Raw genomic sequence first — 15069 nt, forward strand, 5'->3', positions numbered from 1 at the left:
CGTCTTGGATCGGCGCAGATGTGGTGCGTCAGTCCCGAATGCCGGCCTGCAGTTCCGCCTTCAATGACGCGGCTGCATCCACATAGGCCTCCTGACGTGCGACGCTCCAGTAGCGCAGCTCGTCGAGCGGGATCTGCTCGCCGGTGACGGCACAGAGCACGTAGGATCCGGGCATCAGGATCTGGAAGTCGGCATCCAGGTAGCGGATCTTCGCCTCGCGGCTTCCGTTTCCTTCAAGTCGGTTCATCGTCCGCGTCTCCTGTTGGCGACGGCGCCGGGCGGCTGGAAAGGGGCGTCGCGATCCGTTCATCTTCCGCCACGGCGGCCATGCGGTCGCAGCACTGCCGGGGAGGCGGCGACCCTCCGTGTGCCATATCGCGACGCAGGGGCAATTTCCAGCATTTTCAGCTTCGTCCGAACAGCCGCTCGATATCGGCGAGCTTGAGTTCGATATAGGTCGGCCTGCCATGATTGCACTGGCCCGAGCCCGGCGTCGCCTCCATCTGCCGAAGCAGCGCGTTCATCTCTTCCGGCCGCATGCGCCGTCCGGAACGCACCGAACCATGGCAGGCCATCGTCGCCGCCAGATATTCGAGCCGGCTGGCGAGCCCGCTCGCCGTATCCCATTCCGCCAGCTCGTCTGCGAGCTGCCGCACCAGGCCGGCCGCATCCATCTCGCCAAGCATCGCCGGCGTCTCGCGCACCGCGATGGCGCCCGGGCCGAACCGCTCGATGCCGAGCCCGAGCCTTGCCAGATTGTCGGCCTGGGCGATCAGGCGGTCACAGTCGTCCTCCGGCAGATCGACGATCTCGGGGATCAGCAGCGTCTGCGCCGGGACCGGCCGCGAATGCAGGGCATTGCGCATCGTCTCGAAGACGAGGCGCTCGTGCGCCGCATGCTGGTCGACAATGACGAGGCCGTCCTCGGTCTGGGCGACGATGTAGTTCGCATGCAGCTGGGCGCGCGCGGCGCCGAGCGGATAGCGCTCCGCTGCCGGTGCCTGCGCTGGTGCCCGCTCCGGTCCGGGGTCAAGGGCTGGCATCTGCTCGGCCCGCGCGGACGGCTCGATCCCGATGTCGAAGCCCGCCTGCCGCATCTCGGCAAACCCGCTCTCTGCCGGCTGCATGTCGAGTGGCCGATAGGGAGATGCCGCCGCGCTCCAGCCGGCGGCCGCAGCGGTCGCGGCCGGAGGCCGGAACGGTTCAGGCCGGAAGGCCCGCATCAGTCCTGCAGCCCCCGTCGTCGCCGCCCGGTCGCCATCGCGCGCCAGCGCCTGGCGGATCGCGCCAACGATCAGGCCGCGAACGAGGCCGGGATCGCGAAAGCGCACGTCCGACTTGGCCGGATGCACGTTGACGTCGACGAGTTCGGGGTCGATTCCGATTTCCAGCACGGCGACGGGATAACGGCCGCCGGGAATGGTCTCGGCATAGGCGCCACGCAGCGCCGACCAGATCAGCTTGTCCTGCACGGGCCGGCCGTTGACGAAGGCGAACTGCTGCAGGCTGTTGCCGCGGTTGAAGGTCGGCACGCCGGCAAATCCGGTCAACCGCACGCCCTCGCGCTCCGCATCGATCTCAATCGCGTTGTCGCGGAAGTCCTTGCCCAGCACCTGTGCGATGCGCGCGAGCCTGTCGTCTCCGGTGGCGGCGAGTTCCAGCGTCGAGCGGTCCGGGCCGGACAGCACGAAGCGGATCGCGGGAAACGCGATCGCCATCCGGCGCACGACCTCGGTGATCGCGGCCGCTTCCGCCTTCTCGCTCTTCATGAACTTCAGGCGCGCCGGCGTCGCGAAGAACAGGTCCCTGACCTCGACGACCGTCCCGCGGTTGGCCGGTGTCGGCCGCACCGGCTCGACCCGGCCGCCGAGCACCGAAATCTGCGAGCCTTCCGGCGCGTCGTTGGTGCGGCTCTGGATCGTCAGCCGCGCCACCGAACCGATGGAGGGAAGGGCCTCGCCGCGGAAGCCGAGCGTGCGCACGTCGTCCAGGCTGTCGTTGATCTTGGAGGTGCAATGCCGCTTGACCGCAAGCGCCAGATCATGCGGCGACATGCCGATGCCGTTGTCGGTCACCCGCAGCAGCGCCTTGCCACCGCCGGCCGTCGCGATCTCGATCCGACTGGCGCCGGCGTCGATCGCATTCTCGATCAGTTCCTTGGCAGCGCTCGCTGGCCGTTCGATGACCTCGCCCGCAGCGATCTGGTTGATAAGCGTTTCGGACAGTTGATGGATCGTCATGCCGGCATTTTCCCGGATTCGCCGCTGCAAGGAAAGGGCGACCGCGCTCCTCCGGGCGCTTCTCCACCTCTTCGCTGGCTGCAGGATGCAAACATCGTGTATTGTTTAATTCGACTTTAATAAAAAGCTGCCAACGTCGTGTTCCGCTTGTATGACCGCAAGCTTGCCGGGGCGACCCGGTGGACGTTTCAGCGTGGCTGACCGCTGATCTCTTCTCGTCCAAAGGCACTCCTGCCGGAATCAGCATGGTTCGTGCACTGGTGGTGAGGCGGCGGGGCCTGCAATAAAATGAACGATGGCGCGTCCGTCGACACAAAGATCCAGCCGGACATTTTTGATGCGGCTTGCGATCTTCTCGGTTTGGGGGCGTTCGTCTATGACCGGAACGACTGCCTCGTTTTCGCCAGTCGCCAGGTGCTGCGCTTCCTGCCCATCGACGCCGGACTGCTCGTGCCGGGAACCCGCCTGCGCGACATTCTGGGCGCTATTTACGATGCAGGGCTGCGCTATGGCATCTCCTCCGAGCGGCGCCACCGCAAGGTCAATCGCGAGGAATGGATATCCGAGCGGATATCGGCCCATTGGCGCGAGCATCATGAGATGGTCGAGCGTCTGGGCAAGGACCGCTGGATCCAGTTTCGCAAGAGGCGCCTGCCCAATGGCTGGAACATTTCGACGCTCTGGGATGTCTCCGACCAGAAGCGGCAGGAAGAACAGTGGCGCGCCGACACCAATCGGATCGCGTTGACGGAAGAGGTTCTCGAAGCCCTCCCGAGCCCGCTGATCATCAAGGATGCGAACCTTGTCTACGTGGCCGTGAACAAGGCCTACCGCGCCGTCCCGAGCCTCGAGGCGGATGCGATCCTCGGCAAGACGATCTGGGATCTTGCCGATGCGCAGACCGCCGCCCGGGTTGAGCAATTGGACCTGCAGGTGCTGAAGACGGGCATTCCCACCCGTGTCGAGGAACGTATCGTCCGCGCCGATGGCAGGCCGCTCTATGTCAGCACGCACAAGTATCGCATCGGGATGCCGGAAAAATACTTCGTCGTGACCGTCATGGACGATCTCACCGATCTCGTCGAGCCGGCGGGATCGGCGACGTCTCCCCGGTTCGACCTCCGCGCGGATACGCACTTCATCCCGGCGCAAAATTGCGTCGATCCCGTCGTGGAAGCCGAGAAGCGGGTTTTCCTTCGGCATTGCGATGCGGAGGGAGGAGGCGATCTCGCCGGCAAGCGCATTCTCGTCGTCGCCTGCAAGAGCCGCGCCGAAGGGCTGATGGTCGCGGATTTGCAGGCGCGCGGCGCCGACAGCTGCGCGGTGCACTCGCTTGGCGAATTCCGCGCTTTCGTCGAAACGGCAGCGGCCTGCAATGTGCCGATCGATCTCGTGCTGCTGGACGACGCGTTCGACGGCCACGAGGAGATCGCCACCTGCGGCCTGCCCGTCCAGCGGCTTGCGACTGACAGCATCAGTGCCGATTTCTTCGCGGCCCTTTTCGAGCAGCAGGTGGTGGCGTCAGAGGGAAGCGAGCCGCATGTGCGCGACGTGCCGCCGTCGGCCCTGTTCGACGACTGGCACATCGCGACCGACTTCGACGGCCTGTCGCCGTCAGCGCAGGGCGATATCGAGGTACTGGTCGCCGAGGACAACCAGATCAACCAGTTCGTGTTTTCGCAGATCCTGGAAGGCATGGGCGTCTCGCACCGCATCGCCGAAAACGGGGAGGAGGCGGTGGCCCTTTGGCGCAAGCATATGCCGCGCCTCATCCTGATGGACATTTCCATGCCGCTCAAGTGCGGCATCGACGCCGCAGCCGAGATCCGAGAGGCGGAGAAGGCGCTCGGTACCTACACGCCTATCGTCGCCGTCACCGCGCAGGCGCTCAACGCAGACATGCAGAAATGCCTCGACGCGGGAATGGACGACTACATCACCAAGCCGGTCAGTCCCGACATGATCGAGGAGATCTACCGCAAATTCGTGACGGGTCGGACGGGTTCGGTTGCAGCCTGAGGGACAGGCACTGTCAACTCCCGATATTTCGGGGCAGAATCGATTGAGAATCAAGGCCGTCGCTATCTGTTTCTTAATTGTCCTGCCCCATCCTGCGAAGCCTGTCACAGTATCAGGAAGTGCATAGATGAAATCGGGTAAGTATTCGGCGGCGGACGTTTCCCAGAGCGACCTGCACGCCATGGCTTATACCGATGCCCTGACCGGTCTCGGCAACACCTACCGGTTGCGTGACAAGGTCCACCAGGTGGCCGCCGAGCGGGCCGACGATCCCGCGCCTTTCACAATCGCGATCGCCAATCTCGACGGCTTCAAGCCGATCAACGATCTCTTCGGTCCCGAGGCGGGCGACGAGATCCTTTGCCAGGTCGCCTATCGCCTGAAGGCCTGCATACCCGACGGCGCGATGGTCACCCGTCACGGAGGCGACGAGTTCGCGTTCCTGTTCCCGCTCGTTTTCGAACGCAACGGCGCGGAAAAGATGGGGCAGATGCTGCGCGAGGTGCTCTCTGCACCGTTCGACCTGGGCGATCGCAACGTGCGCCTGTCGGCGTCGTTCGGCTTCGCCATCTATCCCTTTGCCGGCGAGGAATTCGCCGACCTGCTCAAGAGCGCCGATACCGCCCTCTATCGCTCGAAGCGGCGGGGTCGCGGGCAGATCACCGTCTATTCTCAGGAAATCGCGCAGGAGATGAAGCGCGCAACGCACCTGGAGCAGGCGTTGCGCAATGCGATCATCGCCAATGAGGTCGACGTGCACTTCCAGCCGATCGTCCGGCTGAAGGACGACATGATCGTCGGCTTCGAGGCGCTGGCGCGCTGGTGCGACGCGGATCTGGGCTATGTCTCGCCGGCCGTCTTCGTGCCGCTGGCCGAGGAGCGCGGCTTCATCGACGCGCTGTCGGAAACCCTGCTGCGCAAGGCGGCGGAAGCCGCACTTTCGTGGCCGAAGGAACTGTTCCTGTCATTCAATCTGTCCTCCGCCCAGTTGATGGATCCGAAGACGAGCCTGACGACGCTTGCCATCCTCAACCGCGTCGGGCTCGATCCGCGCCGCCTGGAACTCGAGATCACCGAAACAGCCGTCATGACGGATGCCGAAACGGCGCAGAAGATCATCGCCGAACTGCGCGGTGCGGGCGTGCGCATCTCGCTGGACGATTTCGGCACGGGCCAGTCGAGCCTCGGGCGCCTGCGTGACTTCACGTTCGACAAGGTCAAGATCGACCGCGCCTTTGTCTCTCGCATTTCCGACGACCGCGTGTCCGAGCACATCATCAAGGCAATCGTCGCCATGTGCGACGGCCTCGATCTCGAGGTCGTGGCGGAAGGCATCGAGGATTTCTCCGAGGCGCTGAAGCTGAAGGCGCTCGGCTGCGGCATGGGGCAGGGCTACTTCTACGGCAAGCCGGCGGATGCGGTGACGACCATGCGCTTCCTCTCCGAGCGCTATTTGCGTGTCGAGCCCGAGGCGGCGATCGCCTGATCGCAAGGCGCAGGCCGGCGCTTATACCGCGCGTTTACCAAGCGGTTTAGGCGGAAATAAATCAGTCGCGGCTAACGTAGCGTCATCCGATCTTAAAACGGGGAACAACGATGCTGCAGATCAAGGACATGCCGGTCCGTGCCAGTGACCGTTCCAAAGTTCGCATCTTCGCCACGGTGAAGGTGATGCATGAAACCAGCCGCGCCCGCGTGGTCGATCTTTCGGCCTCCGGCATGGCGCTGGACATGGAAAAGCCGATCAAGATTCTTCCCGGCCAGATCGTCACGATCGAGAGCGAGGAGCTCGGCCGCCTGACGGCAACAGTGCGCTGGTACAACAACGGCCGCGTCGGCCTGCAGTACAAGCTGAACACCAATTCGCTTGCGCAGATCTCCTCGTATTTCCGCTTCTTCCATGAAGAAGTGAAGCCCGTCATGCGCCGCTGACTAACTCTCGCTCCATCGGCGAGCGATCCCTGCCGCCTTCCTCCAGCAGCCAGTCGCGGACGCGCCGCGCCTGGCTGTTCAGCTCCCGCGACCGGGGCCACACGACGTAGAAGGCAAGCCCGGTTTCCAGCACATGTCCGCCGACCGGCACCAGCGCGCCGGATTCGATCTGCCGCGAGATCAGGTGTTGCCATCCGAGCGCGATGCCTTCGCCCGCAAGCACGGCCTGGATCACCAGAACATAGTCGTTGATCGCAAGCCGCCGCGACTGCGGCGGATAGCGCAGGCCCGCGCTTGCGAACCATTCGGGCCAGTCGCAGGCCTGCCGCACAGGCTCCTCCAGATGGATCAGCGGGCGGCGCAGGAGCTCCTGCGGCGTCGCCGGCATGCCATGCGCCTCGATGAAAGCGGTACTGGCGACCGCATTGATCACTTCCGGTGCGAGCAGTGCTGCATGGTAGCGGGGCCAGGCGGCCGGATCGCCGCCGCGGATGCCGAGCGGGATCGTCTCCTCCTCGAGATCAAGGTCGCGCACGCTCGTCTGGATGCGCAGGTCGATCTCCGGCAGGTCTTCGCGAAGCTTTGCCAGCCGTGGCAGCATCCACATCGAGGCAAAGGCGGTGGAGGCGGCCAGCGTGACATTCACCTCGCGCCCTTTCGCGCGGATGTCCTCGGCCGACTTCTGGATGCGCGACAGGCCGACGCAAACCTCCGTGTGAAAGCGCTCGCCGGCATCGGTCAGAACGACGGCGCGATGCACCCGGTGGAAGAGCGGCACGCCCAGCTGCTCCTCCAGCCCCCTGATGGCATAGGAGACGGCGGCCTGGGTCATGCCGAGTTCCTTTGCGGCCCGGGTAAAGTTCTGATGTCGCCCGGCCGCCTCGAAGACGATCAGGCTGGCGGCCGAAGGCAACAGCCGGCGTAGCGTTTCCATAAACCTACCTTATATCAGCCCCAAGTTTTTTCCAGCGTTACACTGGCATTCTTCCCCTTTAGCCTCATCTGAAATTATGGAGGAAGACATGGTGGCGACGGCTCCGGTGGAAAATGCGACACGGCGCTCCCGGGCCGGCCGGCCGGCGCGCCGCGATGGAGCGGCGAAGGTTACGGGCATTCCCTACATCCTGCGCAACATTCCGACCTATGACGTGCTGTCGGAAGAAAACCTCGTCAAGATCGAGCGGGTCGCCGACCGCATCCTGGCGGAAGTCGGCATCGAGTTCCGCGACGATCCACAGGCGCTGGAGCACTGGAAACGCGCCGGCGCGAAGGTCGAGGGCGTGCTGGTCCGCTTCGAGCCGGGCATGCTGCGCGAGATCGTGTCGACGGCGCCGGCCGAGTTCACCCAGCATGCGCGTAACCCCGAACGCAACGTGCGGATCGGCGGCAGGAACGTCGTCTTTTCGCCGGCCTATGGTTCCCCCTTCGTCATGGACCTGGACAAGGGGCGACGCTACGGCACGCTGGAGGACTTCCAGAACTTCATCAAGCTCGCCCAGTCGAGCCCGTGGCTGCACCACTCCGGCGGCACCATCTGCGAGCCGGTCGACGTGCCGGTGAACAAGCGACACCTCGACATGGTCTATAGCCATATCAAATACTCCGACCGCGCCTTCATGGGGTCGATCACGGCCGAGGAACGGGCCGAGGATTCCATCGACATGGCGCGCATTCTCTTCGGCGCCGATTTCGTCGACCGGAATTGCGTCATCCTCGGCAACGTCAACGTCAATTCGCCGCTGGTCTGGGACGGGACCATGACGAAGTCGCTCCGCGCCTATGCGCGCGCCAACCAGGCGGCGGTGATCGTGCCCTTCATTCTCGGCGGCGCCATGGGGCCGGTGACCAATGCCGGCGCGATCGCGCAATCCTATGCGGAGACGCTCGCGGGCTGTGCGCTGACGCAGCTGGAGCGCAAGGGCGCCCCGGTGATCTTCGGCAACTTCCTGTCGTCGATGTCGCTCAGGTCCGGCTCGCCCACTTTCGGCACGCCCGAGCCGGCGATCGGTTCCATGGTCGTCGGCCAGCTCGCCCGCCGGCTGAACCTGCCGCTGCGCTGCGCCGGCAACTTCTCCAATTCCAAGCTGCCGGACGGGCAGGCGATGCAGGAAGGGCTGATGTCGATGCTCTCGGCCGTCCACTGCGGCGCCAATTTCATCCTGCATTCGGCCGGCTTCCTCGATGGTCTCCTGTCGATGTCCTACGAGAAGTTCGTGATGGATGCGGACCTGTGCGGGGCGTTGCATTCCTATCTCGCCGGCGTCACGGTGGACGACAACACACTGGCGATGGACGCGTTCCTGCAGGTCGGCCCGGGAAGCCATTTCCTCGGCTGCGATCATACGATGCGCAACTACCAGACCGCGTTTTGGGATTCGGCCCTGTCGGACAACGAGCCGTTCGAAAAATGGAGCGAGGAGGGAGGATCCACCGACATGGCGACGCGGGCCAACGCCGCCTGGAAAAAGACGCTGGCCGAATACGAAGCGCCGCCGCTGGACGAGGCGGTCGACGAGGCGCTCTGCGACTATGTCACCCGCAAGAAGGCCGCCATGGCCGACGCGTGGTATTGATCAACGGTCCTGAAGGACAACAGGAAAATGACGCATTCGAAAGACCCGCTGCTGCAGCCTTACCAGTTGAGGCACCTGACGCTGAGAAACCGCATCATGTCGACCGCGCATGAGCCGGCCTATTCGGAAGACGGAATGCCGAAGGACCGCTATCGGCTCTACCATGTGGAAAAGGCGAAGGGCGGGATCGCGCTGACGATGACGGCGGGGTCGGCGCTGGTGTCGCAGGATTCTCCGCCCGCTTTCGGCAATCTCTACGCCTATTCCGACGAGATCGTGCCCTGGATGAAGAAGATCGCCGACGACTGTCACGAGCATGGCACGGCCGTGATGATTCAGTTGACTCATCTCGGCCGGCGCACCAGCTGGAACAAGGGTGACTGGCTGCCGGTTCTTTCCGCCTCCCCCCTGCGCGAGCCCGCCCACCGCGCCTTCCCGAAGGAAATCGAGGAGTGGGACATCGAGCGCATCGTCGGCGACTATGCCGCAGCCGCCCAGCGCATGCAGGCTGCCGGCCTCGACGGCATCGAGATCGAGGCCTATGGCCACCTCCTCGACAGCTTCTGGTCGCCGGCCACCAACCGGCGCGAGGACGAGTATGGCGGTTCGCTTGAAAACCGCACCCGCTTCTCGAACATGGTCGTCGACGCCGTGCGCAAGGCGGTCGGTCCCGATTTTATCGTCGGCATCCGCATGGTCGCTGACGAGGCCTGGGATATCGGGCTTTCGAAGGAAGACGGGATCGAGATCGCGCAACAGCTGGTCGCCTCCGGCAAGGTCGATTTCCTCAACATCATCAGGGGGCATATCGATCATGATGCCCACCTGAACAACGTGATCCCCATTCAGGGCATGGCCGCGTCGCCCCATCTCGATTTTGCAGGCGAGGTGCGTGCCGCCACCAAGTTTCCGGTCTTCCACGCCGCGCGCATTGCCGACGTCGCCACCGCCCGCCACGCGATCGCCGAAGGCAAGCTCGACATGGTCGGCATGACCCGCGCCCACATCGCCGATCCGCACATCGTCCGGAAGATCGAGCAGGGCCGCGAAGCGCAGATCAGGCCCTGCGTCGGTGCCACCTACTGCCTGGATCGCATCTACGAAGGCGGTGGCGCGCTCTGTATTCACAATGCGGCGACGGGCCGCGAGGCGATCGTCCCGCACGTCATTTCCAGGACCACGGGGCCGGTCCGCAAGGCCATCGTGGTCGGCGCAGGCCCGGCGGGTCTGGAGGCGGCGCGCGTGCTGGCCGAACGCGGCCACGTCGTCGAGGTGCTGGAGGCGACGGGCCAGGCCGGCGGGCAGATCCTGCTTGCCGCCCGCAATCCGCGACGCAAGGAGATGATCGGCATCGTCGACTGGCGGCTTTCAGAGCTGGAACGCCTGGGCGTGCCGGTGCACTATAACGTCTTTGCCGATGGCGACGAGGTCCTGTCGCGCAATCCCGATCTGGTCGTCGTCGCGACCGGCGGCATCGCCCAGAATCCGGAACTGGAGGCCGGCGACGAGCTGGTGGTTTCCAGCTGGGACATCATCGCCGGGGCGGTCAAGCCGGACGGGCCGGTGCTTCTGTTCGACGATGCCGGCTCGCACTCCGGCATGACGGCGGCCGAACTGATCGCCAATGCCGGCGTCGAGCTCGAAGTCGTTTCGCCGGAACGCTACTTCGCGCCGGAGATCGGCGGCATGAACCACGTTCCCTATGCCAAGGCCTTCGCCGAGAAGAATGTGCGTGTGACGATCAACACCCGCCTGAAGTCCGTCCGCCGCGACGGCAACGCGCTCGTCGCCACGCTCGGCTCCGACTACTCCGATACCGCCCGCACGGAGCGGCGCGTTGCCCAGGTGGTGGTCGAGCACGGCACGATGCCGATGGCCGATCTGTATCTGGAGTTGAAGCCGCTTTCGCGCAACTTGGGCGCGGTGGACTACAAGGCGCTGATCCGCAGGGAAAACCCGATCGAAACGCGCAATTCGGAGGGGACCTTCGATCTGCTGCGCATCGGCGATGCCGTTCACAGCCGGAATATTCACGCCGGGATCTACGACGCCCTGCGCTACGGTGTCCTCTTCTGACCAACAGGCTTGGATGAGAAAAGCCCGGCAGCGCTTTCGCGCCACCGGGCCACTTCGGCTCCGATCAACCGCTTAGTTGGCGGGTTCCGTTGCCGGAGCGGGGGCTGCCGGGGCCGTGGTCGACGAAGTCGTCGAGGTGTCGACCTTCTCGCTTTCGGCGACCTTCTGCGACAGCGTCTTGAATTCCGGTGCGGCCTGCAGGCTTTCCGAGGTCTCGGTCGTGGTCAGCTTGACGTCGTCGCTGTCCGGGGTCCGGCTGACCGCGATGTTATTGAACGGAACGGCAACCCACTTTTCGCCGATGCCGAGGAAGCCGCCAACACCGATCACGGCTGCGGCAACGCCGCCATCTTTCTCCATGATCAGGTCGTTGATCGTGCCGATGCTTTCATCGGCGGAATTGTAGACCGACTGGCCGATATAGGTGTTGGCGCTGATCTGGTCGGTTGCCTGCTCGGTCAGATAGGTGTCAGTCGTTGCTGCGGTATTCACGGCCGGGTCGGTGGACGGGGTGGTGGTCTGGGCATTATCCATGCCGTCCATCGGCTTCATCTGGTCCGCGCCCGTTGCCGGCGCTGCGGGGTCGGTCATCGACGGAGCGGTCTGCGGCTGCGTCGTTTCCTGCGCATAGGCTGCGGGAGCAATGGCGGCGCCGAGGAAAATGGCACCAGCGGCTACGGAATTGAGAAGCTTGTTGGTCATGTCGAACCTGCCTTTCTTTGCTTTGCGTAAAGGAGCGGCGGATCCTGTTTCTGGCTGTCCGTCCGCACCGGCTGATGCTTAAAGAACTCGTGCAATCCGGAATGGTTCCGCAAAAAAAATCACGCGGCAGGAGAGGTGATTTTCGAACAAAAACAGCCCCGGACGACAATCCGGGGCTGCAATGTGGCTTTGTATTCAAGTCGATACTACAGGCGGAACGCCGGTTCGAACCGGCCCCTGACGGTGATGCCGAGATCCAGCGTTCGTCCCGCATGCGGATCGGCGGCACGCGCGGCATCGTCGAGATCCTGATGGGCGGAGGTGACCAGCAGGCGTTCGGCCCTGGCGCCGATGAAGGCGGGGCAGCTCGGCTGCGTCATCGGGACGGCGTAGCGGGCAACCTTCCTGCCGTCCGCACGATAGACCTCCACGGCGCCTGCTCCCCAGCGTGCGTTCCAGATCAGCCCGTCCGCATCGCAGACCGATCCGTCGATGCCGCCGGGCGCATTCGTCTCGTCGCAGAGAATCACCGGCTCGCCGGTCGGAAGCCCGGTCGCCGGATCGACGGCAACGCGCATGAGGTGGTTGACGTCGCTGTCGGCGAAGTAGGCCGTCGCCCCGTCGGGAGAAAAGCAGATGCCGTTTGGGATGCTCACATTGGCAAAGAGGCGGGTCACGGTCGTGCCGGCCACATGATAGATCGCGCCCGCGCCCTTCTCAGCCGAACGCCCCATCGTGCCGATCCACAGCGAACCGCTCTGGTGGATGCGGCCGTCGTTGGAGCGGTTCGCCGGGTTGTCTTCAAGCACGCACAGAAGCTGCAGCCTTCCGCTGGCCACATCCCGCACGAACAGGCCCTCGTCCGATACGATCAACTGGCGGTCGGGATCGATGACGGCGAAGACGCTGCCCATGAAGGGCAGGTCGTGCACGCGCTTTGTCGCCGAGCCGAGATGCAGTTCGTGCAGCTTCCGGCCCTTGATGTCGAACCACCACGCGGTATCGGTCGCAGGATCGTAGCTCGGTCCTTCGCCCAGCTCGCTGTTGACCCGGCAGAGAAAGCTGCCGTTGAAAGGCTGCGCTTCGCTCATGCGGCACCCCTGTAGACCCTGTCATAGGCTTCGAGGGTGATGCGGGCGCGGGCGGCGACGTCGGCGGCTGTCATGCCCGGCTTGTAGAGGCTGGATCCGAGGCCGAAGCTGTTGACGCCGATCTTCGCATAGTCGGCGAAGTTGGTCTCCGACACGCCGCCGACGGCGGCGATGATGAGTTCCGGCGGCAGGACGGCGCGGATCGCCTGGATGCCCGACGGACCGAGCACGCTAGCCGGGAAGAACTTGAGCCCGGTGGCGCCGGCGCGCGCGGCGGCCAGCGCCTCGGTCGGCGTGAAGACGCCCGGCATCGTCACCATGCCCTTCGCCGCTGCAAGCGAGATGACGTCCGGCTCGACGTTGGGGCTGACCATCAGACGGCCTCCAGCGGCTTCGAGCGCGTTCACCTGCTCCGTCGAAAGCACCGTTCCCGCACCGATCAGGCAGCCGGCCGGCGCCATCTTCGCGGCGATCTCGATCGAGCGGAACGGGTCGGGGGAGTTCAGCGGGATCTCGATCGCGGTGAAGCCTTCCTCGATCAGGGCGCCGACGACGCCCTCGGTCTCGGCGGGCTTCAGGCCGCGCAGGATCGCGATCAGCGGATATTTCATCTTGGGAAAGGGGATGCGGGTCATGGGGCTGCCTTCTGTTGGGGCATATGTGAGATCTTCAGCCGGGCCAGATGGTCCGGGCGGCGACGGCGAGGCCGGCACGCACAGCGGTATCGGCATCGATGACGACGGGTTCGACGCCGGCGGTATCCAGTGCGCTTTCATAAAGCGCGCCGAGTGCGCCCGACGCAACGAGCGTGACGGGTGTGCCGGGGGGCGCCTCGTCCAGAGCGCCGGCGATCTCCAGTCCGATCAGGATGCCGGACAGGCGCGCCTTCGCATCGGTCGCCGCAATGCCGTGCAACAGCATCCCGGAGCGCACCCCGAAGAGCAGATTGGTCGCAAGCGCAGGATTGCGGATGGCGTCGGTCACCGCTTGACGGAAGGCGGCGTTCGTCCCGTCGAAAGCTTGCGCATCGGCGATGGAATGGCTGAGGATCGTATGCCTGCCGATCGCGTGGAACAGTTCGCCGGTCATGTAGGTCGAAAAGCGCGTGACGGAGCCGTCCGCGACCTCCACCCATTTGCTGTGCGTGCCCGGCATGCAGACCAGCGCCTTGCCCGTAAGGCCGTCGACGGCGCCCAGAAGCTGCGTTTCCTCTCCGCGCATGACGTCGGGATGGGCCGCATCGCGTCTGGCGAGACCCGGAAGGATGCGGATGTCGGCAGTCGCATCCGGCACCTTGACGGCGGCCGAGGGGATCGCGGAGAGCGGGCTCGGAACGTCGAGATAGCCGGCCTCGACCCAGCCCTGCTTGGCGCCGGCCATGCCGCAGACGATGACCGGCAGGCCGGAAGGGGCGGAAACGGCCTCGAGGTGGCTTGCAAGCACGCTTGCAAAGCCAGTCGTTGCAGCCGTGGTCATGCCTTCGCCGCTGCGCCGCTCCCCAAGGACGCTGCCGTCGTCGCCGACAAGCCAGAGCCGGAAACTTGTCGTGCCCCAGTCGATAGCGACATAGGCTGGCCTTGCCATCAGAGAACTCCTCCGTCGATGATCATGGATTGTGCCGTCATGCCGCGCGATGCGTCCGACGCCAGGAAAAGGCAGGGTCCGACGATGTCTTCGGGCATCAGCGCCCGCTTCAGGCACTGCTTCGCTGTCATCGCCTCTATCGCCGTCTCGTCGAGCCAGAGGCTGGTCTGACGCTCGGTCAGTACCATGCCGGGCAGGACCGCGTTGACGCGGATATTGTCGGGGCCGAGCCTGCCGGCGAGCGACTTCGTCATGCCGACGATGCCGGCCTTGGCGGTGGCATAGGCCGGAAATTCTCCCATGTTCAGCTTGAAGGCGATCGAGGAGAAATTGATGATCGAGCCGCCGCCGGCGTCGCGCATCGACTGCGCCACCGACTGGACTGCGAAGAAATGATGGCGCAAGTTGACCGCCTGGCTTTCGTCCCAGTAGTCGGGCGTCACCCCCGAAAGGTCGTGCCGGTCGTCGCGCGCGGCATTGTTGACCAGCACGCGGATCGGCCCGATCGCCTTGATTGCAAGGGCGATCGTCGCCTGGTAGGCCTCGATGTCGCGCACGTCGGCCTTGAGGTAGATGGGCTTGTGCGCCACCCCTTCGGACAGCCGCTGCACGAGCGCATCGCTCGGCCCGTCTGCGATGTCGACGAAGACGACGCGCGCTCCCTGATGGGAAAAGGCCTCGACCAGTGCCGCGCCGATTCCCGACCCGCCGCCGGAAATCAGAACACCCCGATCCCTCAGGTCCGGATAGGACGCAACGCTCACGGACATGAAGCCCTCCCATCGGCTTGTGTTGCCATTTTTTCCAATATGTGGAACATAATTTGATTATGTGGAATTATCGGCAGGCGCA

At 64.7% G+C, this 15069-nt stretch carries 13 protein-coding genes; 5 read left to right on the top strand and 8 right to left on the bottom strand.

Annotated features, from left to right (window positions below; all coding sequences use genetic code 11):
• Positions 1-28: 28 nt before the first annotated feature.
• Together CRO48_RS00700 and mutL are read right to left on the bottom strand one after the other, a co-directional pair.
• Positions 29-247 carry a DUF2093 domain-containing protein gene (locus CRO48_RS00700; RefSeq protein ID WP_097135451.1) on the bottom strand — a complete coding sequence of 73 codons (219 nt, stop codon included), beginning with the start codon at positions 245-247 and terminating at the stop codon, positions 29-31.
• A 157-nt stretch (positions 248-404) separates the two neighbouring features.
• Positions 405-2240 (bottom strand): DNA mismatch repair endonuclease MutL, encoded by a 1836-nt coding sequence (gene mutL, locus CRO48_RS00705; RefSeq protein ID WP_097135453.1) that lies wholly within the window; start codon positions 2238-2240, stop codon positions 405-407.
• Positions 2241-2528: 288 nt separating this feature from the next.
• Between mutL and CRO48_RS00710 the strand changes: the two genes are divergently transcribed.
• From CRO48_RS00710 to CRO48_RS00720, 3 genes are all read left to right on the top strand, one after another.
• Positions 2529-4259: a response regulator gene (locus tag CRO48_RS00710; RefSeq protein WP_097135455.1), complete on the top strand. Its 1731-nt coding sequence runs from the start codon at positions 2529-2531 to the stop codon at positions 4257-4259.
• 127 nt (positions 4260-4386) lie between these two features.
• Positions 4387-5745 (top strand): putative bifunctional diguanylate cyclase/phosphodiesterase, encoded by a 1359-nt coding sequence (locus CRO48_RS00715; protein WP_097135456.1) that lies wholly within the window; start codon positions 4387-4389, stop codon positions 5743-5745.
• 110 nt (positions 5746-5855) lie between these two features.
• On the top strand, positions 5856-6191 hold the full coding sequence (locus CRO48_RS00720; protein WP_245423372.1) for a PilZ domain-containing protein: 336 nt from the start codon (positions 5856-5858) through the stop codon (positions 6189-6191).
• On the opposite strand, the gene CRO48_RS00725 is transcribed toward CRO48_RS00720, so the two are convergent.
• Positions 6178-7125 carry a LysR substrate-binding domain-containing protein gene (locus CRO48_RS00725; RefSeq protein WP_097135458.1) on the bottom strand — a complete coding sequence of 316 codons (948 nt, stop codon included), beginning with the start codon at positions 7123-7125 and terminating at the stop codon, positions 6178-6180. The two genes, CRO48_RS00720 and CRO48_RS00725, sit on opposite strands and share 14 nt — an antisense overlap.
• An 88-nt stretch (positions 7126-7213) precedes the next feature.
• Here CRO48_RS00725 and CRO48_RS00730 point away from each other — a divergent pair, with 88 nt between their 5' ends.
• Together CRO48_RS00730 and CRO48_RS00735 are read left to right on the top strand one after the other, a co-directional pair.
• On the top strand, positions 7214-8764 hold the full coding sequence (locus CRO48_RS00730; protein ID WP_097136046.1) for a trimethylamine methyltransferase family protein: 1551 nt from the start codon (positions 7214-7216) through the stop codon (positions 8762-8764).
• A gap of 27 nt (positions 8765-8791) precedes the next feature.
• Positions 8792-10840: an NADH:flavin oxidoreductase gene (locus tag CRO48_RS00735; RefSeq protein WP_097135460.1), complete on the top strand. Its 2049-nt coding sequence runs from the start codon at positions 8792-8794 to the stop codon at positions 10838-10840.
• Between the two features lie 72 nt (positions 10841-10912).
• On the opposite strand, the gene CRO48_RS00740 is transcribed toward CRO48_RS00735, so the two are convergent.
• From CRO48_RS00740 to CRO48_RS00760, 5 genes are all read right to left on the bottom strand, one after another.
• Positions 10913-11542: a PRC-barrel domain-containing protein gene (locus CRO48_RS00740; protein WP_097135462.1), complete on the bottom strand. Its 630-nt coding sequence runs from the start codon at positions 11540-11542 to the stop codon at positions 10913-10915.
• 206 nt (positions 11543-11748) lie between these two features.
• Positions 11749-12633 (bottom strand): SMP-30/gluconolactonase/LRE family protein, encoded by an 885-nt coding sequence (locus CRO48_RS00745; RefSeq protein WP_097135465.1) that lies wholly within the window; start codon positions 12631-12633, stop codon positions 11749-11751.
• Positions 12630-13268 carry a 2-dehydro-3-deoxy-6-phosphogalactonate aldolase gene (locus tag CRO48_RS00750; protein WP_097135467.1) on the bottom strand — a complete coding sequence of 213 codons (639 nt, stop codon included), beginning with the start codon at positions 13266-13268 and terminating at the stop codon, positions 12630-12632. Before CRO48_RS00750 ends, CRO48_RS00745 begins: the two co-directional genes overlap by 4 nt.
• Positions 13269-13302: 34 nt before the next feature.
• Positions 13303-14217 (bottom strand): 2-dehydro-3-deoxygalactonokinase, encoded by a 915-nt coding sequence (locus CRO48_RS00755; protein ID WP_097135469.1) that lies wholly within the window; start codon positions 14215-14217, stop codon positions 13303-13305.
• On the bottom strand, positions 14217-14987 hold the full coding sequence (locus CRO48_RS00760; protein WP_097135470.1) for an SDR family NAD(P)-dependent oxidoreductase: 771 nt from the start codon (positions 14985-14987) through the stop codon (positions 14217-14219). The genes CRO48_RS00755 and CRO48_RS00760 overlap by 1 nt, the downstream gene beginning before the upstream one ends.
• Positions 14988-15069 lie beyond the last annotated feature (82 nt).

It is taken from the genome of Rhizobium subbaraonis, from assembly GCF_900220975.1.
In the GTDB taxonomy this organism is placed as follows: Bacteria; Pseudomonadota; Alphaproteobacteria; order Rhizobiales; family Rhizobiaceae; genus Mycoplana; species Mycoplana subbaraonis.